Raw genomic sequence first — 22,999 nt, 5'->3', positions numbered from 1 at the left:
GGAAGGGCTTAAAAAGGATTGCAGCATCATGGCTTACAGTACTTTTACCCAAACTAAGAATAACGCGCTTAAAGAACCAATGTTCCTGGGTCAACCAGTCAACGTTGCGCGTTACGACCAACAAAAATTCGAAATTTTTGAAAAGCTGATCGAAAAGCAGCTTTCTTTCTTCTGGCGTCCAGAAGAAGTGGACGTGTCAAGCGACCGCATCGACTACAACAAGCTTCCAGAGCATGAAAAGCACATCTTCATCAGTAACCTGAAGTACCAAACGCTTCTAGATTCGATTCAAGGTCGTAGCCCGAACGTCGCTCTGCTACCGCTTGTATCTCTGCCTGAGCTAGAAACATGGATCGAGACATGGTCATTCTCTGAGACTATCCACTCTCGTTCATACACGCACATCATCCGTAACATCGTGAACGATCCGGGTGTGGTTTTTGACGATATCGTTGAAAACGAGCACATCCTTAAGCGTGCGAAAGACATCGCACATTACTACGATGACCTGATTCAAGCGACCAACGACTACCACCGCTTCGGCGAAGGTACGCACAACATCAAAGGCGAAGAAGTTAAAGTTAACTTGTACGACCTGAAGAAGAAGCTGTACCTATGTCTGATGTCAGTAAACGCACTAGAAGCGATTCGTTTCTACGTGAGTTTCGCTTGTTCATTCGCATTCGCAGAGCGTGAGCTGATGGAAGGTAACGCGAAAATCATCAAGCTTATTGCTCGTGATGAAGCGCTGCACCTAACCGGTACTCAGCACATGATTAACCTGCTTCGTAACGGTCAAGACGACTTCTCATTCATGCAGGTGGCTGAAGAGTGCAAGCAAGAGTGTTTCGACCTGTTTAAAGAAGCCGCTGAACAAGAGAAAGAGTGGGCAGAGTACCTATTCAAAGATGGCTCTATGATCGGCCTGAACAAAGACATCCTTTGTCAGTACGTTGAGTACATCACTAACGTACGTATGCAGGCGGTTGGTCTCGATGCCGCTTACCCTGAAGCAACATCGAACCCAATCCCTTGGATCAACGCTTGGCTGTCTTCAGACAACGTACAGGTTGCACCACAAGAAGCAGAAATCAGCTCATACCTTGTTGGTCAAATTGACAACGAAGTAAGCGCAGACGACTTCGAGGGCTTCGAACTTTAATGCCGACCATTAAGATAAACTCTATCACCACGATCGAGTCTAACCCTTCCAACACCGTCCTTGAGACAATGGAGCAAGCTGGGTTAGAGCCCGAATACAACTGCCGAGATGGCCACTGCGGCGCGTGTCGCTGCACACTGGTTTCAGGCGAAGTGGAGTACGTAGGGTTTGCGATGGCCTATACACAAGCAAATGAAATTTTGCCGTGTATTTGTCGAGCGAAAACCGATATTGAGCTCAACAATATTGCGCATCAGTTAAAGAAGCGAGCATAGCGCTTTATTGATAGAGGGCTCTTTATTAAAAGAGTGCTATCTCCTCTAGTAAAAAACGGCTCTTATGAGCCGTTTTTTGTATCTGTATTTAGCAGAATTAGTTAGCGACATACTCTAGAGACGAGTGATGAAGCGTAATTCTCAACTGTCCCTTATCATCTCTCACGAACGTCCAAGTTTTATCCACCGAGGTGACTTCGCCCGCGGCATTGGTGAAGTGAACTTTACCCATGGTATTCACACTGTTACCAGCAACCAAAATACCTGCGTTATCAATGCGACATTCCGTCCAGTTTTTTAGCGCAAAGCCTGAATCCTGGGGATACGTGTCATTGCCTCCGACAAAGTAAGATAACGCACCTTCGCTATCCAATCTAAACGTCTGTGGATTAACTGTAAGTGTAGGCTTAAACAGCACTGAACCCATCTCATAACCGTAGGCATTGTCTATAACCTCACGTGCCAGCATCTCTGCTGCTTGGTGTCCCTTCTCTTCATAGGTTTGACTGATATGCACAACCGCATTACACCAATCTTCTTGGGCAGAAATCACTTCCACCATACTAATGACATTCCCTGCCCCACTTGCAAACACGGCAGTAGAAATAGGCAACACGAACAACGACGCAAATAGAGAATTAACTTTCATACTAGTTCCTTTTTAAACTTGCCGACCGAATGATCTTTTACTCACATAAAAAGCACTAAAGCTTCGGTCTTGCGAACTTGGTTAACTAAAAATCTATCAGCTTGGCGTTTTAAAGATATCGAATCCTGCCTTCAAAGCTGCATATCAGATATGCGAAGTCTCGCCTTGCCATAAAGTGTTAATAATTAGCTCTGAGCACTCTCAGTGCATGGCATTGCGGGCTTGACCGCTTACTATTTTACGGTTCAAAACCGCTCGCTATGGAGAGTCAACAGCACAGGCAAGTGTGAAACGTCAACCAAGCGCTCTAATGAGCAAAAGTGGTGTCTCTATGATGAAATATCTCTTTCTCGCTGCTGTGATTGCCTCCGCACTCGGCTGTGTCACCAAGCCCCAGCACTATCACCACACGTCAGGTAGTATTCGTGTCAACAAGCAAGCTGAAAGTGATATCGCCTCTGTGATAAAAATCGCTAGACGCTCTCAGCCCAGTGAACAGAGTGGATTTCGTCTACTAAATGATCCTGTCGATGCACTGGTCACCAGAGCGGCACTGATTAGCAGAGCTGAACATTCTGTCGATATCCAATACTACATCTACAAAAATGACTTCAGCGGAGCCTTGTTGCTGGACGAAGCTAAGAAAGCAGCAGAACGGGGCGTTCGGGTTAGAATTTTACTCGACGATTTTGGTAGCTTTGGTATCGATGACGTCCTCATCACTCTCGACCAGCATCCAAATATCGAAGTGCGCCTTTTCAACGCCTTTCGAAGAAACCGAACCCTCATTGGCCAGCTCACTTTTGGACTTGGCCACACGACACGGCGGATGCACAACAAAGCACTCATCATCGATAATCAAGTCGCCATCATTGGAGGACGCAACATAGGAGATGAATATTTTGGTGCGAACCCAGACATCGTATTTGAAGATATTGATGTGCTTTTAACCAACCCAGCAACCAACCAAATATCGACATCCTTTGACGAGTTCTGGAATCACGAAAGAGCCAAGCCTGCGAGTAGCCTAATTAGAAAAGTCCCCTTAGACAAAGACATCGTCGCGAAAACCCGCGCCCTACAGAGCACCTCTACAATACCGGAAACAAGAAGCTACATAGAAGCTGTTAGCCAGAAACTCGCTCGCGCCAAGCTCAATAGCGAAGAGTTACAGCTCTCGTGGGCATTCTCTGAGGTAAAGTACGACTCGCCCAGTAAAGTCACTGTTGCACGAGATCGCTACGATCTTATGTGGTCTTCACAGATCAGTCACATGGTCGATAAGCTCGAACATCAATTGACCATAGTCACGCCCTACTTTGTTCCCGGCCAAAAAGGGATGGATTTTTTCGCTGGCTTGCGACGCAGAGGTATTCAAGTTACCGTTATTACCAACTCTTTGAAGTCGACCGATGTTGCTATCGTTCATTCAGGTTATTCACGATATCGAAAACAGCTGCTGGATATGGGTGTGACTCTGTATGAAATCGATGGGCGGGAAAAACAGAAGCTCGACAAAGACAGTTTAAACGCATGGTTCGCATCTCGTTCAAGCCTACACGCTAAGCTATTCATCTTTGACGAAAGAACGGTGTTTATTGGCAGCCCCAATTTTGATCCGCGCTCTTTCTATGAGAACACAGAAATTGGTGTCTCAATACACTCTCCAGAGATGGCAATTGAGCTAAACCAAGCACTTAAAGATGTAGTCACGTTAAACGCATTCCGAGTGATTGTAGACGCTCACGGCGAATTAATGTGGACGAAAGGCGAGGAACACTTCGACAAAGAGCCTGGAGCAAATTGGTGGAAACGCACGTCTAATTACTTGATGCGTTTTTTACCTGTCGAATCGCAGCTATAAAAAAGCGAGATCCGCTATTCGACGGGATCTCGCAACTCTTCCAGTAAAGTAATCGAACCTTTCTCAACGTCTATTGAACCCGCTTCGGTAAGCGCTTTTAATGATCGACTCACCGAGTTACGAGACATACCTAAGATCGATGATAACTGCTCATTGGAAAGGATGAGCGTCGAGCTATTCACGGTATCACCAAGTAGCGTGAGCGCTAAATGTACTTTCCTATCCATGTCTTTCTCATGACTCCAATAGAGCAGCTGAGCAAAGTAGATGGTTTTTTTCGCTTGTGTTCGAACCAATAATTTATTCAGTTCCAAATTTTCATCCAGCAAGGACTTAAAGTTTGCCACAGGGACAAGCACAACCCGCGCCTTGAACCAGCATTGAATGACAGTATTGACCTTATTGGCCATGATGATCGGATTTTCGAAAATACTCAAACCACTACCGAGCAAACCGACAAGCCTATTAACGCCATCATGATCAACACGCTCTACGCCAAACACCCCATCCATCACTAAGGCAAAATGCGTCGGCTCTTGCCCTCTGACTCCCAGATAGTCGCCAGCTTGAACAGTCTGTACCGTGCCCACCTCAAGGAAAAGGTCAGCTAAGTCTATCGAAATGTTAAATAGTTTCGCTATTTCCAATGCTGTTGTCATTCGTCGCCGTATTTGGTTAGACACACTGCCGTTGATTATAGACTGCATGCACCTAGCGACTCAAACATCTGATTTGAAAAGCATCGACCAAGACTGTTACGCGTGACGTTAGTCATTTTCCAACTCTTGATCCGCTTTTTGATTACGAGCTTTGATAAACTCTTGCACATTCTTTGGCAGTACCGGACCGTAACTTCCCAGACTACCGCAACAGACGCTAATACAGACTTCTTTTAGCTCGTTGCCCTTGTCACACACTTTTTTGACAATTCCCTTTTCTGCTTTGACTCTTAAAAACACACTCAAGAAAACCATTACTGCGATCGCTACAAACACAACAATAAGCATGCTGTCACCTTTCTATTAATTGAGTTAATAATTGATAAAGATATTTGATAAGAAAAGTGCCCCACCCGAATCAAGAGACCATCCTTGGAGTCCGCTCTAGGTGGGGCAAACCGTTAAATCGTTAGAACGCGTAGTACAAAGTTGCTGCAACACCGCCCAGCGCGTTTAATCGCTCTGCTGCATCACCGTGGAGAATTTCCACATCGACATTGTTCGTCATTGCTTCTACCAATACCATGTTGAACTTCTGAGCGTTCACTGGGTGCGGCAAGTAGATACGTCGTACTTGGCCGTTATCCAGCGCGGTCATTACCGCATCCAGACCAAACGCGCTGCGGTCACAAGTGTTTTGACGAATCAGTAGTTCTTGTACCAAAGACGTATCTTGCACCTGCTCATACTCATCTGCGATGACTCGAACCATGCGCTTTAGGTCGCGCTCTGATACCTTGAATGGAATCGGCTCAATGGATACCAAACGCTCTGCTACTGTATGGTGCAGTTCATTCGCTACCTGCTTAGCGATCTTTAGGTTCCCACCTAAAATGATGCGATCGAAATCCGTGTCTTCCATAAAGTGAGCATTGATCTCTTCAGCTGCACTGCCATAGATGCGTCTCTCTGTATCAAGGTCGCGTCGCTCTGAAGCTTGAGTACGCGACTTTTTGCCACCTGGTCGCAAGAACACACCGCTTTCAACACCGCTATCAACAAGTTGCTCACTGCCGTTTGTGTTTAGGTTTACAGAGATCACGCGGTGCTCTTTTTCAGAGAACAGTACCACTAGGTATTTACCGTAGCGGTGCAGTTGAGAAAGTAGTTCAGATACCTGAGGTAGTCCAAAGTGCACCTTGTTCTCTACAGGAAGCGGCAAGTCAACGATCATACCGTCTACAAAGTCAGTAAGAATCATTGCTGCTTTGCCGCGTGGCTCGTGCTGCATAAATGCTTCTAGCGTTTTTTCTTCGATGTATTCCCAAGTCAGTGCAGTGCCTACTTTGCTCTCTGCATCTGCCTTTTGCTCTGGCGTTAGCATGTCGAACTGGTTCTTTAATTCAATCATCCAAGCTGGACGTTCACGCTGGTTGGTGTAATCGCTTGGATCCAAGTTAGCGTACACAGTCATCATGTTTGACTTAGTTTCTTGGTGGTCATCGATGTAGCTACGAAGTGACACAAACAGGTCTTGAATTGTATTGTTCATAATGTTTTCTCATTGATTGAATACGTTTAACTGTTCCTGCACGCACTCTTAGTGCACAGGATTTGCGAACTGTTGAATTAAGCTCTTGGCACATCTGACAGACACGAGCATTATCGAGCGATAGTTAAATCGCTGAATAAGGACGAGATGCCAGCGTAAGGACTCATGACCAACTTTGGTCACGCACCCTGTCTTTACCCTTAACAAAGAGCACTCGTCATGACCCCAAATCTTGATAACTTCGACCTAAGCCTACTTCCTGTTGTTAGAAGCCTTGTAAAGTACAAAAGCACTAAAGCAACGGCTCTTCATCTAGGTATCTCTCAAGCCAGCGTCAGCCGTAATGTCGCCAAAATAAATCAAGCCTTCGGACAAAATCTCTTTACCCGTAGCGCCCATGGCATGGAGGCATCACCTCTTGCTAGGCGTTTGGCGAGTGTGACTGACCAAATGTTAGCCCCGCTTCAAAATGCGCTCGACGAGTTGTCTGAATTTGATGCCACTCTCTATTCTGGTGACGTCTCTTTGGTCATTGACCCTTACATCCTTGAAGAACAAGCGGATGCACTGACCAAAGCCTGTGCTGACGCTTTTCCTAACGCCAAGCTCTCTTTTGACATTTGGCACCCTAATGCCGCTGAGGGGCTTAAATCAGGTGATTACCACTATTGCATTACCGACCAAGACATCGTGCTACCTCAAGCGATATATCAAGAGAAGCTTTACGAGGAGTCTGCGGTGATCATTGCTCGTGAGCATCACCCTATCCTCTCTGCTCCTTTTGATTTAAGTGATATACAAGGTTTGCCAATCGTCTCCATTCCTGCTCCCGATGGACACAAATCAACATTCAATATTGAAGGTCTGTATCGTAATACCGAATTGGAACCCAATATTGTTATGCAAACACTTAATTTACGCTCAGCCGCCAGCTATCTAAAAAATAGTGACGCTATTATGTTTGGTAGCCCTTCGTCGGCAATGCATTACCAAGGCATTGAAACTTACTCTATTAGTAAGATTAACGTTAACCTTCCTCACTACGATATATATGGTGGGTTTAGCCAAATAAAAAGAAATAACCCGTTAACTCAACATATTCATAGTGTGATTCAGGGAGCGTTTAGAAACAAGCAATTCCCGTTTCAATAATGAATAGCTGATATGCAATGTCGAAACAAATTATTCATGTATATTGAATATCGAAGCGCGGCAGACTCGCGTTAAACTAATTTTCAATAGAGGTAATAATGATTATCGCAAGATTCTTCTTAATGATGGCTATATTCTTTGAGGTAGCAGGTACAAGCTCAATGAATGTTGCTGGTCAAGGAGGAAACATTCTTAACTACGTATTAATGTACGTTCTAATTTCAGTTTCTTACTACTTTCTTGCTCTTGCAGCTAAAAAGATCCCAATCGGTATCGCCTATGCTTGCTGGGAAGGTTTGGGTATTGCTCTGATTACTTTAGTGTCCATCTTCTATTTTGGCGCGACACTCAATATGCAAGAAATTTTCGGATTAGTACTCGTTGTCGCTGGTGTTGTTATGGTGACACTTGGTGAAGAACACCACACAGAACAGCCTGAGCCAGTAAAAGTAAAGAGCGTTACTAAACCAAAGATTCGAACCGCTAAGTTAAGGTAGGAAGCAAACATGAACTCTATTCTAAACATCTATTTTGGATACGTAGTGCTTGCAGCACTGTTAGACGTTGCCGCTAACATGGCGCTGTCAAAGTCTGAAGGTTTTAAGAAGCGCAAATGGGGCTTCTCTGCTATCGCTTTGGTACTACTTGCGTTCACGCTTTTGGCGCAGGCGGTAAAAGGTATTGACCTTGCGATCGCTTACGCAAGCTGGGGGGCAATCGGTATTCTCGGTACGGCATTAGGCGGCTACCTACTATTTAACCAAAAGCTTAAGAAAATTGGTTGGGCGGGCATCTTTACAGTTATTGCGGCAATCATTGTATTGAAAACAGCTTAATCTCGCTTTTAAAAACACTGAATCTATAAGTTAGCGCGGAGAAAGGATATTTGGGGGGCTCATCCATGCCTGAATAATAATAACATGATGAGCCATCTTTTCTCCGCCACCTTTTCCCCAATATTTTCACAATTAATAATCGCTATCACAGTTGAATATTATGAACTTTTATAAGAATCCTCCAAGAGCACTGTTATCACAACTAAGTGATGAAGAAATATCTGCAGTCGTTGCACTGTACAGTGTCAGCACTCAGTTTGGTCAAGGCGCATACCTATTTAATCGAGACATTGGCATATGGCTGAGCGATTTGTCCTTCCAAGTTCAACTTCCTGATAACAATGGACTTGGATTTTATACAATAGAGCGTGAAGTACTTGATTCACTTGTACGCAAGAGCATTATTCACAAGCAAAATACGATTCTATCTAGATGCCTACAGAAAATCTCTGCCTATCAGATCACTCCAAAAATAAAAGAAAAAATTGGCAACTGGCTAATAGAAAATGAAATCTCACTACCGATCTTAGTCGATTTCAATCTAAGCGCATCGCTAAAAGGCTAATCACTATGAATCTCAACGTTCAGGAACTGGAAGACTACACCTATTCAAGGAACTACCAGGACCAATACATTGACGAGTTTGTTCACAGTAGTGATGACAGACAACTGCAGTTTCTGATGCTCAATGATGTCGAGCATTGCGTTTTTGTTTTGCAACACTGCCCTCATGGTCAAGTTCAGCATCTTCTTGAAGAGCTAGAAATGCTTGGACATGACAAGAAGGTTCGCTACATCGCGATGCAGCTCGGCATCATTCACTCGGAAGCAGAGACCAACCGAGACTACCTAACCACCAGCGTTGGAGAGCATGTATTCCAGCGAATAGGCTGGATTATTACGTTGGCACTGCTTGGTATTGTTTCCGGCCTGATCATTGCGAAATATGAAGATACCTTAAGCACCTTAGTTTTGCTTGCTGTGTATATGCCGGTGATTGCAGCTGCTGGTGGTAACACGGGCAGCCAAGCAGCAACACTAGTTATTAGGGCGCTTGCCACAGGTGAACTAAAGAAACAGCAATGGCTTCAGGTTGCTTGGAAAGAGCTACGAGTTGGCACACTCATCGCCATTGTGCTGGCAGTCATCATCGCGGCGCGTGTGCTCATATTCAGTGGCGCAACAAGCCACTCCGGATTCGCACTTACAGACATCGCTTTTGCTATTTCAGTGGCGCTGTTTATTCAGGTGGTTATTTCTACTGTCTTAGGTGGTGTCCTACCGATTGTTGCCAGGGTCTTTAAGCTTGACCCAGCCGTACTCGTGAGCCCAGTACTAGCCTCTATCGTCGACATCTCGGGTATCTGGATTTACTTCACCATCGTCAGCCACTACCTCGGCATTCGATGAGAAAACACAGACATTTTATTTTTTATATTCACTTCCCCAAATGGATGTAATTCATTTCAACGGACTGGCTAAACATTGGAGATATCAATGTGAAAACACCATGGTTCAACATCAGTACAGCTGGTGCAATCAACAACCTTTAGACCACTAAGAGCTCAGGATTATGCTCGGCTGAAGCGGCATCTCGCCTTGAACACTATGGCGAGAATGCCCTCACAGAAGCGGCTGCAAAGCCAATGTGGCAACTCTATCTAGAGCAGTACAAAAACCCGCTCGTATTCATTCTGGCCATTGGTTCGATTGTGTCAGCAATGACAGGTCATATGGTTGACGCGATTGCGATTGCGGTGATCATTATGATCAATACTGGCATCTCTTTCTGGCAAGAACGTAAAGCCCATAAGGGGATGCAAGCGCTTAAAGAGATGGCTGCGCCTCAAGCCGAGGTAATTCGTGATTCGAATTGGCAAATGATTCCGGCAAAAGAACTGGTACCTGGCGATATTATCAAGCTCAACACCGGTGATATTCTGCCTGCGGACGTCCGTATTTTGGAGGCGCATCAGCTTGCTATCGACGAGGCTGCGCTCACCGGTGAATCCGAGCCCGTGACCAAGTCCGTCGATACAATTGGCGACCAAGACGTAGCGCTGGGTGACCAAAAGAACATGGCATTTATGACAACTATGGTCACAACAGGTACTGGACTTGGCGTTGTGACTGCCACTGGCATGCAAACTGAGGTGGGCCACATCGCTGAGATGATGAACCAGACACCTCTGACTAAGTCGCCAATGCAAGTTCGCATGGACAACCTTGCGCATCTATTGCTGTTTGTTGGACTTGGCATCGTGGCCCTAGTCTGTGGTGTCGGTTTCTATCATGGTATGCCTGTTCTCGATATTTTAACGACAGGTATTTCATTGTCTGTTGCCGCCATACCAGAGGGATTGCCGACTGTTGTGACTATTGTACTCACGATGGGCTCGACGCGCATGGCGAAAAACAACGCTCTTGCGAAGCAGCTTTCTGCTATCGAGTCGCTAGGCTCAGTGACGGTTATCTGTTCGGACAAAACCGGTACGCTTACTCAAAACCAGATGCAAGTGGTTAAAGCCTACGACACCACGAATCACTTTTGGGACGTAACAGGTAAAGGCTTTGAGCCAAAGGGCGAGTTTGTCGCAGACGGTCACGACAATCGTCTTGTACATGCGTCAAGCCTGAATCAAGGACTGCTGATCTCTGCACTATGTAGCGACTCAAAAGTCATAGAACAAGACGGTAAGTTAGTCGTACAAGGCAGCCCTACTGAAGGCGCAATGGTGGTGGCGGCAGCGAAGGCAGGTTTTGTCAAAGATGCTCTGCTATGTGATGGTGGCTACCAAATCGTCAAGAAATTCCCGTTTGATTCTACTCGCAAGATGGCATCAGCTGTAGTGAAGTCTCCGAATGGTGATTACTTTCTTGCAGTCAAAGGCGCGCCAGATGTGCTGCTAACCAAGGCATCTAGCTTCCAGACTGGAACTAACTTCGCGGGTATGAGTGCGACTCAATTCGACAACGCAAAACAAGCCTTCGAAACCGCGATTGATCGTTTCGCCAATCAAGCACTTCGCACTATCGCTGTTGGCTTTAAACCACTCTCAACAAATCAGCTTGATCTCGAAGCGAGCGATTTAGAGCAAGATTTTTGTCTCACGGCACTGTTTGGCATTATCGATCCACCAAGACCAGAAGTGAAAGAAGCCATCGAGCAATGCTACCGCGCAGGTGTTCGTACTGTGATGATCACTGGTGATCACGCAGCGACAGCACAGGCTATAGCGAAAGAAATTGGCATCATACGTAGACCAGAGCACAAAGTGGTGACGGGCACCGAGCTTGATCATATGGACGATAATCAGCTTCGAGCAATTTGTCCTTCGGTCGCCGTGTTTGCGCGCGTGACGCCTGAGCACAAACTAAGAATCGTCAAAGCGCAGCAAGAGAACCTCGAGGTTGCCTCTATGACAGGTGATGGCGTTAACGATGCTCCTGCGCTCAAGCGAGCGGATATCGGTGTCGCCATGGGTATCACGGGGACATCCGTTGCTAAAGATTCAGGTGATATGATTTTGCTTGATGATAACTTCAGCACCATTGTTAAGGCAGTACGCCAAGGTCGTCAGATTTTCGATAACCTGCGAAAGTTCATGCGACAAGCATTGACAGCCAACGTCGCAGAAGTATCGGTCATTCTGTTCGCTTTCCTTGCGATGGGACCTGAAACCGTTTTGCCACTGACGCCATTGATGATTCTATGGGTGAACTTGGTATCCGATGGCCTACCTGCTTTAGCGCTGGGTATGGAGCCTCAAGAGCATGATTTAATGGATAGAAAGCCTCGTAAACGTAACGAGCCATTCTTCTCTGATGGTCTAGGTGTGAGAATTCTTACCCGTGGTTTGGCGCTGGGTGCGCTCAGCTATGTCTCGTTTGCGTGGGCACTGAACAGTGGTTTTAGTACGCAATATGCTCAGACTATTGCGTTCTTGATGCTGATTTTTGCACAGCTTTGGCATCTGTTCGATAGCCGAACGTTTACCACGCTGTTTAGAAAGAATCCGTTTACCAACCTATATCTACTGGGCGCTATTGCATTGTCAGCCACACTATCACTCTGTGTGGTCTACACCTCAATGGGTCAATATGTGTTTAGCACCGAACCACTCGCTCTGCATCACCTATCTTGGATTGTGATCGTATCGGGCGGTCTGACACTCGTACTGTCATCGGTGAAAGAGCTCACCAAAACGAAATGGCTCTAACGTCGATTCACCGTTAATCACAAACTAATCATCATCAGAGGGCGGTCTCAGCACCGCTCTCATTTTGCCAACCATTGAGGGCTCTCTTTTCAGTGCCCTCAACATATCTCTCCATTCTGCAAAGGTCACAATTAAAGGGTTAAAACTATTGACCGGCTTACTAATACCATACCGCACTGTCTCAACCTCAGGCTCAAAGGTGCCAAATAGCCTATCCCATATAATCAGCACGCCAGCGTAGTTCTTATCGATATATTGGGCGTTGACCCCATGATGCACACGGTGGTGAGAGGGCGTATTAAACACCCATTCGAATGGCCCGATCTTTCGAATCCATTGAGTATGCACAAAGAACTGAAGCCCCAAGTTGAGTAAAACCACGAACACCACCCATTTGGGTTCGAAGCCAATAATGACAAGGGGCATCCAAAATAACCACATGCCAGCGAGCGGATACATTAGGCTTTGGCGAAATGCAGTGCTGAAATTCATGTTCTCCGAGCTATGATGAACAACGTGCGCTGCCCACATCCAACGCACTCGATGACTGGCGCGATGGAACCAGTAATAAAAGAAATCTTGCAGCAGCATGAGGAGCAGGAACATCGGAAGCGACATTTCAATGTCAAATAGCTTCCATCCAAACACGAGTAGATAAAGCTTAGCGATGAATAAACCTGCCAATAAATCAGACAGTTGATGCAATCCCGCAAGAGAAAAGTTACAGGCCAATTCCTTGAAAGAGTATCGCGCCGAAGCAGGTAGCCTGTTGCTTCTTTGCCCAAACCAATATTCCAACCCCATCATGAGCAGAAAAATGGGGGCTAACGCAATCAGTAGCAGTTCAGGTTTATCCGCGAGGGTTTCCATACTTGTCCTTGTTCCTATTTTACCTAGTCAATGCTTACCATTTGGCGTAATGATCTTCCGTCAACCCCAGTACATTCTCCAGCTCATAGCTACGTCCATTCGATAGTGAAATCGTCCCAGAAAACGTGCCCACAAATTGGCGAAAGTTACTTTTAAGTAGCCAAAGGTTGAGTCGCTCCTTGCGCACATTCTTAGGGGAAAAACGAAGGTCTATCAACCCGTTAGAGTCGTAAATTCTCCAAGCAGAATCGGGATCGTGCCGTTCAAACTCAAACAGCACGGCCGGAAGCAGCACTCTTTGCCCATCTACCCATAAGGCATTCTCGCTCACCCCAGTTTCATTCACGCCTGCCGCGAGATTTAACCCTATTCGGGTTCCTTTAAAATCTGCGCTGATGCTCGCCCAGCGCCAACTTGTCTCACGGCGCATAAATCCCGCAGAAAAGTCATAGCCTGCCCGCGCGTTGCTGAGCGAAACCGACTTACCAGCAACCTTCAAACTGCCAGAGACATTGAGCGCATTATGCTTTTGAGTGTAGGTCCAGCCCGAATAGCCAGTAGGCGAGCTGACCATAATAGGGGCACTGTCATGACTCGGTGGCGTCAGTGTAATATCCATAGAGAAGTGCTTAGATTTAACCACAGCGCTCCAGACACCTTCTTCGATTTGTAACGTCAGTGCGCCGCCGTTGAACACGGCTTTCCCTTGCCAAGGCGACGGCGTCATGAAATAGCCAAGCCCTAATGGTCGAAGCCAGCTTTGCTCTAGCAGCTCATTTCGCTTGATGTCGTAGAGGTAGCAAAAGCTATTGCCGACATAACGTATATCAGCGATCGCAAAACCAATGACATAATCTGGCGTAAACACGCTAATGAACTGGAACTGTTTGTAGTGGAAGTACTTGGCAACCGAACTGCGCTGTTTGTCCATGGTCGAGAAATAGCGAAAACTCTCTACGTCCAGCTGCTCTGGTATAGAGGTGAGATATCCCTGCAACGGACGCCCAGTCTCATCGATTAAGGTTTTAATTTGCTGAATTGACGAGAGTTCCATACTCGAGCACCCATAGCGTGGTCATAGATTGTACAAGTATGAATCAGATTTTATGGACTCGACGAGGGTTAGAGCAAAAGCACCAAAGTGATCACAGTTTCAATAAATTCCGTTAAGAGCTACGTGAAGCCCGTTAAGAACTACGTAAATAATGTGGCACAAAAAGAAAGGGCTGACGCATAGGTCAGCCCAAAAGGAATGAATATTTTGGTTTAATCGACTGTCGACAAAATTGAATCGGCGGTACCCATAGATACGCTCTTATCAGCTACATGACGACCACCGTCGTCATAAAGCGAGATTCGGAAACCATCGTCAGACAGGATCTCTTCCATAGGAGCCTTCAACCACATAGCTGCTATATCACCGCACTTTTTACTGAACGCTTCACCAAGCATGATTTGCTCATTAGCTACTTGATAAAACACTCTTATTTTAGATTGTTGGATCATATCTCCCCCCTCCTGCACACCACTATATTTAGGGTGAACATTGATTTTAATCAATTGGAGAAAAACAGCTACTCTCAAAAATGAGAATTTGAAATTCCCTTTAGAGATCAGATTATTGTGAACTAGATCCAATTTTCATATATAAATAACTAAAAAGCATATTCAACCAATCGCATTTCAACGCAAATGAATCAAGATAACTTCTCAAGCGGTAAGAATATATCATGAGTTCTCGTTAAGAACCCGTAGTCAGGAAACATCGGTTGATTGTCTAAATATCGGCGCAACATGTCGCCAGCAACCGTACTGATCACGGTTTTGACACTCTTTTCGTTATAGCTTCTTTGCAGTTTAAGCGTCTGCCCCCACTCTCCTTTTGGTGTTGAGATCGCAACAGAGAACTGCTCATTTTCTAATTTGCCGGTCGAGATAGCGATGTCTGCCGAACAGTTTCCTTTCGTTGCTCCTGCCAGTGCCAATGTAGCACCCAACTGTTCGCTATCACGGTCTAACGGAGATGCGGTCTTGGAACCTAAGATCCACGTCGCCCCGCAACACTGCGATACTTTCTCACTGTCTTGCAACCAAGACGCCAAACAACCCTTGGTGGAGTGTTCCGAGATGGCAATGGTCGGCTTATGCACTTCAACTAGGTGTCCAATACGCTCCAACATAGGCTCATCGACACTGACGACATTGCTATGCAGCAGTTTCTCTATCATGGCAAGTACGCGAGCACCGATTTCTAAGTCGTCAGACGGACCAAATAGCTTTACTTCAATGAACGGTAAGTAAGAGCGGTAGCCAAGCTCATAATCGGCGGGAAGCTGTAAGTTCGATAGCGTGTCAGCAATACCAGACTCAGACAGACCGAAGGTATAAATACGTCGACATACTCGGCCCTGCTGATTCGGGAACTGAGCTTTTAGGTCGGGGATGATCTGCTCAATGGTCATCTTCTTAAACTCACTGGGCACGCCCGGTGTAAAGTAAAATAAGCAGTCGTTGATCATCATTTTGAAGCCACAAGCGGTACCGATTGGGTTATCCACTACCGAGGCATTAGCGGGCAACATTGCTTGCTTGATATTGCTCTCAGGCATGAGTTTACCGCGTTTCGCGTAGAAGGATTTTAGGTTATCGAGCCATCCTTGATTCAATACCAAAGGCTCGTTCGCTGCTTCCGCCGCTACTTCAGCGCTCAGATCATCCGATGTAGGACCTAAACCACCGTTCACAATGACGACATCTAGGTTGAGACTCAACATCACCAACTCTTGCAGCAAAGACGCTCGCTGGTCACCAACCGTCGAGCGTTTATACATAGAAAACCCATGCTCATAAAAGACACGACTGAGCCAAGCGGCATTGGTGTCCACAATGTCACCATATAGAACCTCTTCTCCAGTACTCAGCATCGCTATTTTAGGCATGATCTCTCCTTATTTGTTTTTCTTTAAGAATGACATGAGTTAAAGAAATAGCAATAGCGACAACTAAGCAAATCATAGGATTAGCAGAACCTTTACCTAACCATACTGTACGGTCGGTATGGGCATGGTTATAATGGTCAATCTACTCATGGGAAGTGAACTATGGCAGATTTAAAACAAACACTACTGGATGCAGGTTTTGAGCTTATCAGCGAGCATGGTTTTGCTGGTATCGGCATCATGAAGATTATCCAACAAGCAAACGCAACCAAAGGCTCTTTCTACCATCACTTCAAATCGAAAGAAGACTTCGGGCGCCAACTGCTCGAGGACTACTTCGAGGATCACCTCGCCACTGTCATCTCATACCTCAGCGATGAAGATGTGCCGTTTGCCGATCGCGTTTTGAATTACTTCGAGTTCTGGTCTGAATCAAAAGTCACAGACGAGTTTCAAATTAAATGCTTAGTGGTCAAACTTTCCGGTGAGATCGCAGGAACATCGTCAAGCATGCAAGCCGAACTCGATAAGGGCGGTGAAAAAGTCATTAATCGAATGGCGGATTACTTTAATGAGGGGAATACGCTAGGTGTCATGTCTATCTCTGAACCTTATGCGGCCTCTCGCTCGCTTTACGCTAAGTGGTTAGGCGCGACTTTACTTTGTGCGGTTCAAAAGGATAGATCTCATTTAGAGCAAGCGATGCGTGAAACCGCGCAGTTGGTCGGTAGCAACTAGTTTTATCAAACACTCATACTTTTGCTGTAAAAAAGGGCTGTTTCCAGCCCTTCGTTCATTTAACGCCCTATTCCCGATGCATCGACAGCTTCAGGCTCAAACGTCAGTGGCGGCCACTCATTGAACGTCTCTAGGTGCTGCTTAACTGCAGCTTGCGCAGGACCAAATGCCCACATTTTTTTACCCATCCAGTTGATGTACATCCCGGACTCTTCTGCAGCTCGCTCGTAAGGGTCTCGTCGAAGATTAAACAGCAATGGCGCGTTAAGCTCTTCTTTTGGTCCACTCCAGCCGTGATTTTGCACCACAAAGTGCGCCTTCCAGTCACCTACTCGCACTGCCTGCAACCTATCACGCTCATAGTAGATGATCTCTTTACGATTTGAAGGTCCCTGTTCTGTAAGCATCGACATTTGATTGTAGCCATCTAAGTGCGCTTTGTAGCCTTCATAGCCCGTCAACATCTGCTCTTTGAGGTCACTTGGTCCACCAGCAGCTTCAACAAGCGTTGGTAACCAGTCCATACCATCAAACATGCCGTTATGAACTTTCCCCGCTGGGATTTTTCCAGGCCAACTGACAAGCAGCGGCGCTCTCACCCCCCCCTCCCAGGTTGAACCTTTCTCACCGTGAAATGGCGTCATACCACCGTCAGGCCAAGTCATGATCTCTGGGCCATTATCCGCCGTGAAAATCACTATGGTATTGTCTGCGACACCCAACTCCTCGAGCTTGGTGAGCATTTCCCCAACGTGATCATCAAGGTCTTTCATCACTACTTCTTGCAATCCCCAGCCATTTTGCCCAAGCATGGCTTCATATTCTGGAGATAAATGCGTCCATACGTGACCCCTTGATGGGCAATACCAAGTAAAGAATGGCTTATCTTCTTTGACGGCACGCTCAATAAAGTTGATGGCGTGTTTGTTCACTTCGTCGTCTAAGGTGCGCATTCGTTCTGTGGTTAATGGACCATCATCGGTAATGGTTTGCCCACCTTTGCCATCAGATTTCGCATGAATCACATTTCGAGGGGCAAACTTCTGAAACGCTTCGTCTTTCGGCCAGTCAGGATCTTCGGTGTATTCCATTGCGTTTAGGTGATACAGCCATCCCCAGTACTCATCAAAGCCATTCATAGTAGGCAGTACCGCATCAAGGTCACCAAGATGGTTTTTACCAAACTGACCTGTTGTATAGCCAAGTGTTTTGAGGATTTCTGGTAAAGTCGGTGTATCCGGGTTAAGCCCTACTGGACTTCCCGGCAGACCGACAGTGTGCATGCCTGTTCGTACAGGAAACTGCCCGGTAATAAAAGCCGAGCGTCCTGCGGTACAAGATGGCTGTGCGTAGTAGTCGGTGAGCAGCATGCCTTTTTCGGCGATACTATCGATATTAGGCGTCTCACTGCTCATCACCCCACGGTGATAGGCGCTAAGATTTGAGATACCAATGTCATCAGTAAAAATAACAAAGATGTTCGGTGGCTTATCTTCTGCATTTGCTAGCGCACTAAACCCCAATAATGTGACCAATAGAAACCTAATGATATGACGATGCATCCTGCCTCCTTTATACATTCATCCTGCGTACTGTGTTGCCGGTTTGCTACTTCTGAGAAGAATTAGACCTACTGCACCAAAGCCGATCTCCAACAATAAATACAACACGAGTAGCCAATGTGGCATGCCATCAACAACTATGCTTACTACTCGCCCAATACCAAGCCCCAGCATGAAGACAACCAGACTTTGAAGTGCTGAATGAGCTAATAATTGACTTCCAAACGCCCCCATTAGCCAATAGATAACCAAGGCTAAGTAGAGCCCCATCACCGCCCTGAAGATATGACTAACATTGGTCGCACTCGCATCGATGTCGAACAAAAAGGGTAGAGAAAGATTAGGCATTAAGCCGTAAGAAAGTGCGATTGGCGTAAGTCCTGCAGCGGCTAGTAACAAGAACTTTTGCGTATGCGTCATGTTGCGCCTCCTCTGTTAATTAAGAGACTAGAAGTTGTAGCCAAAAATTCAAATTTCTAAATACATACCAGTCGGTTAAAGGCTAACTTTGTCGAGTAAGCCCTGAAGATTTAGCTGTTGCCCAAGGTCAAATGCACTCACTAACCCATAACTCAAGCCACTCCACCAAATTATGGATGCGATAAGCAGGGCAAATGTGGCACTGTGGGATTGGCGCAGCCGTTTAGCGATTAATGTGTAAAGAGGGATGCCAACCAGAACGGGTGCGAGTACCGCCATGGTCACGTTGCCATAGCGCTTCCAAGCCATAACAAAGCGGCGCAGTCTAGGTCTGAAGGGTCGTAGATTTCTGCGCGAGTAAAGAACAAACGAATATCTCCCAGCAAACCAACCAAAGTAACCCGCAAGAAACGCTGGTAGCGCATTGAACAGCAACATTTCCGGGTAGCTAAAACCGACAAAAGCTGCCAATGCCGGACCGGAATAGGTCTTCCAGATACTCAATAACGCCATGGCTAAACCTAATAGCAGGTAACTTTCCATCACAGTCTCTCTTTAGCGGTTAGCAGAGATTTCAAGCCCATTTAACGCAAGTATATGCGTAATAATTGGGTCGATATGATGAAATATTTGTTGCCAGCCCTCACACAGATAATTCAGACCTGGATTACCGTACCGGTCGTTTTTTATTCTGTTCTTTGGGCACTCACCATGGCAAGCAAACCGATATTGGCACTCGTTACACTGCTTTGGCAGTGCTTTTTGCTTTGCAAAACCAAAGGCCATTTGCTGTTTCGAGAACGCAATATCAGCCAACGACTTATCATTGATATTGCCCACTTTAAAGTCAGGATGTACATAGTGGTCACAAGCATACACATCACCATTTGGTTCAACCGCAATGCCCTTTCCACAGATGTCATTAAGGGTACACATGGTGCTTGGTTTACCCATCCACATCCCAAAGAAATTCTCAAAGTACGGAACATGAACGCGCCCAAAATCATGTGCCATCCACTCGTCAAATACCTTAGTCAGGAACGCTCCCCATTGTTTGGGCTCAACACTCCATCGAGTTGTAGCTGAAGGGACGGGAATAATCGCAGCCTCGGAATAACGAAGCCAACTTGCCTCCTCGTTGGGGTCGACAACCGGTATAAACTGGATCTGAGACGGCGCCACAATATCTCTTAGAAACCGATACACCTCGAGCGGATGGTTCGCGTTTAGGTTATTCACGCAGGTTAAGGTCGCAAATCGAACCTTGTGGACCTTTAGCTTTTCAACCGCCCGCATCACCTTTTCAAACGTACCTCGCCCACTGCGGTTTTTCCGGTAGTGGTTGTGAAGATGTTCGGGACCATCAATACTCAAGCCTACAAAGAAGTCATGTTGTTTGAAAAATTGACACCACCTGTCATCAACCAAAACGCCGTTAGTTTGAACATCATTGACGATCTTGACGCCCTGAGGTGCGTACTTTCTCTGCAGCTCAACAATCCTCTCGAAGTAGCCTAACCCTAGGAGGGTAGGTTCGCCTCCATGCCAAGAGAAGATGATTTCCTCAGTATTTTGTCCTTGAATGTACTGCCTGATGTAGCGCTCTAGTAACTCATCCGTCATTCGGTACGCCTCACCTTTTGGATAGGCGAGTAGCTGTTGTTTATCAAGGTAGTAACAGTAGTCGCAATTGATGTTGCAGATAGCACCAATCGGCTTAGCCAACGCCTGAAATTTGCTGTGCGCTTTGCCTCGAAACTGGGGTACGGATAACGACACGTGGTTGCGCTCAATCATAGAACACTCCTGCAAGTAAACGGTGAATCGACATCCTGTTAAAAATACGGCGTCCTTGCCAAACACAAGACCTACTGGTCGGTATGATGACGACGTAAAATTTTTATTTCACGTTCTCAAACGGATTCCATTGCTCATCAACTGGCACGATATTCATCGCTTTTTCATACTCCTTGTACGATGCCAGCATCTGTTTGAACAGAGCAGGATACTGAGCCTTCACGTCGTTTGTTTCTGCTGGGTCGAATTTCGTGTTGTACATATGCCATTGATTATCACCGCCCATTCCAACAGAGATTCGAATGATCTTGTAATCACCTTGCAGCAAGATGCCGCTACCAAAGAGTTCAAACGGGATCGGATTGCCATCCGAATGAATGGTGTCGCTTTGTCCCTTAAAGTACGGAATTAAGCTCTGCCCGCTCATTGGAGCAACTTCTCTACCTTTGTACTCTGTACCAGGATGATTAACGTTAGCGACGTCAAGGATGGTCGCTGCGAGATCTTTCACTTGAGCAAGTTCATTGGTTGATGTTCCTGACTCGAGCGTCCCTTCGCTGTCCAACACATCTTTGGCCGGCTTGATAATCAGTGGTACACGGATGCCGCCTTCGGCAGTATATGCCTTGAACCACGAGAGGCCGCCGGTTGAAGCGCTCGCCCATTCTGGGCCTAAAGAGACACTTGAGTTCGCATTACCTAAGTTTTCAGTACTGTTGTCGAAATGGTGATGAGTCCAAGAGCGAATCAAATCACTCACATTTTCTCCTGTAATATCTGTCGCCTCGGGACCATTGTCGGCAAGGTAGATAATGTAAGTATTGTCATACTCACCAATCTTCTTCAGATAGTCGGTGACCTGACCTATTTGTTGATCTTGGAGCTCCATCATCCCCATCGCAACAGCCATTTTTTTGCCGTACCACGCCTTCTCTTCTTTGGTCAGTTTATCCCATGGTCGGCTTAGGCTGTTCCGTGGAGAAATTTGCGCTTCTTCAGGAATCACGCCCATGTCCTTCATACGTTCAAATCTATCTTTTCTCACGACATCCCAACCATTTTCGACGTAATAATCGACCTTATCTTCAAACGACTCTTTTGGCGCTTGAAGTGGAAGGTGAATCGCGGTAAATGGAAGGTAAGCAAAGAAGGGTTTTCCAGAGTCTTTATTCTTGTCGATCATGCTGATCAACTCTTCTGTGTAGCCTTGATCTGAGTATTCCCCAGGGTACTTATCTTTCACTCGTTGCCCGTTCTCATAAATAGGCTCAGGTTCAACACCCGGCATTCTCCCCTCTTGAATCGCCAGTGCCGTCGCTTCATTTTTGGCAGGAAACATCATATTGCGGTTAAAGTGATTTGAGCCACCAGCCAAGATGCCGTAGCTGCTTTCAAAGCCTCTATCATCAGGTAGATAACCATCCTCATGCCCTAGATGCCACTTACCTGATAGATAAGTGTGATAACCATTGTCTCGCAATAATGTGGCGACAGTGACACCTTTGTGGGTCAAGTAACCCTCATAACCCGGTTTACCGATTGCAGGGGGATAGACGGCATAGTCAAACGTACCAAGCCCCACCTCATGGCTGTTTGCGCCAGTGAGCATCATAGAGCGGGTTACCGATGATGTTGGCGAGGCGTGAAAGTTGGTGAATTTAACCCCTTCTTCAGCCAATTCAACCAAGTTCGGTGTATCAACCTCAGAGCCATACGGCTGGGTGTCAGCGAAACCAACATCATCACCGACAATCAGTAAGATATTCGGTTGTTCTTGAGAAGCGTTTACCGCTGGCGAAATCGCAGCGGCAACTGCAGTACACAATAGAGTTTTGTTACTGTTCATTGAGTTACCTTTGAATAATAAGCTCTCAATTAATGAGCGCTTTGAGACATCCAGTGAAGCAAGTCCAGTGCTTGTGGATGATTTTGATCTGCAGCCTTGCCGATCCAACTGACTGCCATTGAGGCATCTTGCTCACCACCCGTACCAGAAGCGTAAAGCAAACCGAGTTGCAGCTGAGCGTCCGCATAACCATTGTGGGCTGATTGGGACAACCAAGCCCTCGCCTGCTCACTATTCTGCTCTAGGTACGCACTGCCACTATCGAAACCATTTAGATAGTGCATGCCAATTTGATACTGGGCTTTCGCGTCACCTTGATATCCGCTTTGAAATTTGACGCCAAGGCTTGAATCTATGGGGGGCGTATCGTCTCTTGCGTGAACAAAAAAGGTCATGCCTACTACTAACAATGCAAAGACACTGAGTATTGAAATACGGTTAGCGTTCTCCATTTCAGC

Annotated in this window: 23 protein-coding genes and 1 pseudogene; 10 read left to right on the top strand and 14 right to left on the bottom strand. The window is 46.2% G+C overall.

Annotated features, from left to right (window positions below):
• The first annotated feature begins 28 nt into the window (after positions 1-28).
• Together nrdB and yfaE are read left to right on the top strand one after the other, a co-directional pair.
• On the top strand, positions 29-1,162 hold the full coding sequence (gene nrdB / locus AC6I8U_RS06225) for a class Ia ribonucleoside-diphosphate reductase subunit beta (RefSeq protein ID WP_234495685.1): 1,134 nt from the start codon (positions 29-31) through the stop codon (positions 1,160-1,162).
• Positions 1,162-1,437 (top strand): class I ribonucleotide reductase maintenance protein YfaE, encoded by a 276-nt coding sequence (gene yfaE / locus AC6I8U_RS06220; RefSeq protein ID WP_498018026.1) that lies wholly within the window; start codon positions 1,162-1,164, stop codon positions 1,435-1,437. Before nrdB ends, yfaE begins: the two co-directional genes overlap by 1 nt.
• Before the next feature lie 97 nt (positions 1,438-1,534).
• Here the strand turns inward: yfaE and AC6I8U_RS06215 are convergent, their stop codons facing one another.
• On the bottom strand, positions 1,535-2,086 hold the full coding sequence (locus AC6I8U_RS06215; protein ID WP_498018025.1) for a metal-independent carbonic anhydrase family protein: 552 nt from the start codon (positions 2,084-2,086) through the stop codon (positions 1,535-1,537).
• Positions 2,087-2,417: 331 nt separating this feature from the next.
• Here AC6I8U_RS06215 and AC6I8U_RS06210 point away from each other — a divergent pair, with 331 nt between their 5' ends.
• Positions 2,418-3,950: a phospholipase D-like domain-containing protein gene (locus tag AC6I8U_RS06210; protein ID WP_498018024.1), complete on the top strand. Its 1,533-nt coding sequence runs from the start codon at positions 2,418-2,420 to the stop codon at positions 3,948-3,950.
• A 14-nt stretch (positions 3,951-3,964) separates the two neighbouring features.
• On the opposite strand, the gene AC6I8U_RS06205 is transcribed toward AC6I8U_RS06210, so the two are convergent.
• The 3 genes from AC6I8U_RS06205 to AC6I8U_RS06195 form a co-directional block, all read right to left on the bottom strand.
• Complete coding sequence (locus AC6I8U_RS06205; RefSeq protein ID WP_498018023.1) at positions 3,965-4,609, bottom strand: Crp/Fnr family transcriptional regulator; 645 nt, start codon at positions 4,607-4,609, stop codon at positions 3,965-3,967.
• Positions 4,610-4,717: 108 nt separating this feature from the next.
• Positions 4,718-4,957, bottom strand: coding sequence for a hypothetical protein (locus AC6I8U_RS06200; protein ID WP_498018022.1), 240 nt, complete (start codon positions 4,955-4,957; stop codon positions 4,718-4,720).
• Between the two features lie 121 nt (positions 4,958-5,078).
• Complete coding sequence (locus AC6I8U_RS06195) at positions 5,079-6,161, bottom strand: baeRF10 domain-containing protein (RefSeq protein ID WP_498018021.1); 1,083 nt, start codon at positions 6,159-6,161, stop codon at positions 5,079-5,081.
• A gap of 219 nt (positions 6,162-6,380) precedes the next feature.
• Here AC6I8U_RS06195 and AC6I8U_RS06190 point away from each other — a divergent pair, with 219 nt between their 5' ends.
• The 6 genes and pseudogenes from AC6I8U_RS06190 to AC6I8U_RS06165 all read left to right on the top strand — a co-directional run bounded on the left by AC6I8U_RS06190 (position 6,381) and on the right by AC6I8U_RS06165 (position 12,369).
• On the top strand, positions 6,381-7,313 hold the full coding sequence (locus tag AC6I8U_RS06190; RefSeq protein ID WP_498018020.1) for a LysR family transcriptional regulator: 933 nt from the start codon (positions 6,381-6,383) through the stop codon (positions 7,311-7,313).
• A gap of 98 nt (positions 7,314-7,411) precedes the next feature.
• Positions 7,412-7,810: a DMT family transporter gene (locus AC6I8U_RS06185; protein ID WP_252011913.1), complete on the top strand. Its 399-nt coding sequence runs from the start codon at positions 7,412-7,414 to the stop codon at positions 7,808-7,810.
• A gap of 9 nt (positions 7,811-7,819) precedes the next feature.
• On the top strand, positions 7,820-8,149 hold the full coding sequence (locus tag AC6I8U_RS06180) for an SMR family transporter (protein WP_252011912.1): 330 nt from the start codon (positions 7,820-7,822) through the stop codon (positions 8,147-8,149).
• Positions 8,150-8,309: 160 nt separating this feature from the next.
• Positions 8,310-8,714: a hypothetical protein gene (locus AC6I8U_RS06175; RefSeq protein WP_234495675.1), complete on the top strand. Its 405-nt coding sequence runs from the start codon at positions 8,310-8,312 to the stop codon at positions 8,712-8,714.
• A gap of 5 nt (positions 8,715-8,719) precedes the next feature.
• Positions 8,720-9,559 (top strand): magnesium transporter, encoded by an 840-nt coding sequence (locus AC6I8U_RS06170; RefSeq protein WP_498018019.1) that lies wholly within the window; start codon positions 8,720-8,722, stop codon positions 9,557-9,559.
• Positions 9,560-9,669: 110 nt separating this feature from the next.
• Positions 9,670-12,369: pseudogene (locus AC6I8U_RS06165) on the top strand (cation-translocating P-type ATPase).
• A 24-nt stretch (positions 12,370-12,393) separates the two neighbouring features.
• Here the strand turns inward: AC6I8U_RS06165 and AC6I8U_RS06160 are convergent.
• The 4 genes from AC6I8U_RS06160 to AC6I8U_RS06145 all read right to left on the bottom strand — a co-directional run bounded on the left by AC6I8U_RS06160 (position 12,394) and on the right by AC6I8U_RS06145 (position 16,178).
• Complete coding sequence (locus tag AC6I8U_RS06160; protein WP_498018018.1) at positions 12,394-13,239, bottom strand: sterol desaturase family protein; 846 nt, start codon at positions 13,237-13,239, stop codon at positions 12,394-12,396.
• Positions 13,240-13,273: 34 nt separating this feature from the next.
• The gene (locus tag AC6I8U_RS06155) at positions 13,274-14,293 is read right to left on the bottom strand and encodes a DUF2804 domain-containing protein (protein ID WP_498018017.1); all 1,020 of its coding nucleotides are present in this window, start codon (positions 14,291-14,293) and stop codon (positions 13,274-13,276) included.
• 212 nt (positions 14,294-14,505) lie between these two features.
• Positions 14,506-14,745: a hypothetical protein gene (locus AC6I8U_RS06150; RefSeq protein ID WP_042472241.1), complete on the bottom strand. Its 240-nt coding sequence runs from the start codon at positions 14,743-14,745 to the stop codon at positions 14,506-14,508.
• Between the two features lie 191 nt (positions 14,746-14,936).
• A complete protein-coding gene (locus tag AC6I8U_RS06145; protein WP_498018016.1) occupies positions 14,937-16,178 on the bottom strand; it encodes a CinA family nicotinamide mononucleotide deamidase-related protein in 1,242 nt (413 codons plus the stop codon).
• Between the two features lie 162 nt (positions 16,179-16,340).
• Here AC6I8U_RS06145 and AC6I8U_RS06140 point away from each other — a divergent pair, with 162 nt between their 5' ends.
• The gene (locus tag AC6I8U_RS06140) at positions 16,341-16,916 is read left to right on the top strand and encodes a TetR/AcrR family transcriptional regulator (RefSeq protein WP_498018015.1); all 576 of its coding nucleotides are present in this window, start codon (positions 16,341-16,343) and stop codon (positions 16,914-16,916) included.
• A gap of 59 nt (positions 16,917-16,975) precedes the next feature.
• Here the strand turns inward: AC6I8U_RS06140 and AC6I8U_RS06135 are convergent, their stop codons facing one another.
• The 6 genes from AC6I8U_RS06135 to AC6I8U_RS06110 all read right to left on the bottom strand — a co-directional run bounded on the left by AC6I8U_RS06135 (position 16,976) and on the right by AC6I8U_RS06110 (position 22,993).
• The gene (locus tag AC6I8U_RS06135; RefSeq protein ID WP_498018014.1) at positions 16,976-18,478 is read right to left on the bottom strand and encodes an arylsulfatase; all 1,503 of its coding nucleotides are present in this window, start codon (positions 18,476-18,478) and stop codon (positions 16,976-16,978) included.
• Between the two features lie 18 nt (positions 18,479-18,496).
• Positions 18,497-18,898, bottom strand: a complete 402-nt coding sequence (locus AC6I8U_RS06130; protein WP_498018013.1) for a DUF4345 domain-containing protein — start codon at positions 18,896-18,898, stop codon at positions 18,497-18,499.
• A gap of 75 nt (positions 18,899-18,973) precedes the next feature.
• Positions 18,974-19,441, bottom strand: a complete 468-nt coding sequence (locus AC6I8U_RS06125) for a hypothetical protein (RefSeq protein WP_498018012.1) — start codon at positions 19,439-19,441, stop codon at positions 18,974-18,976.
• Positions 19,442-19,453: 12 nt separating this feature from the next.
• Positions 19,454-20,695: an anaerobic sulfatase maturase gene (locus tag AC6I8U_RS06120; protein WP_498018011.1), complete on the bottom strand. Its 1,242-nt coding sequence runs from the start codon at positions 20,693-20,695 to the stop codon at positions 19,454-19,456.
• A gap of 103 nt (positions 20,696-20,798) precedes the next feature.
• Positions 20,799-22,541 (bottom strand): arylsulfatase, encoded by a 1,743-nt coding sequence (locus tag AC6I8U_RS06115; protein WP_498018010.1) that lies wholly within the window; start codon positions 22,539-22,541, stop codon positions 20,799-20,801.
• A 29-nt stretch (positions 22,542-22,570) separates the two neighbouring features.
• Positions 22,571-22,993 (bottom strand): tetratricopeptide repeat protein, encoded by a 423-nt coding sequence (locus AC6I8U_RS06110; RefSeq protein ID WP_498018009.1) that lies wholly within the window; start codon positions 22,991-22,993, stop codon positions 22,571-22,573.
• Positions 22,994-22,999 lie beyond the last annotated feature (6 nt).

It is taken from the genome of Vibrio sp. KUL80, from assembly GCF_059725495.1.
The sequence above is the reverse complement of the archived record's forward strand: the minus strand, read 5'-3'. Positions and strand labels throughout refer to the sequence as shown.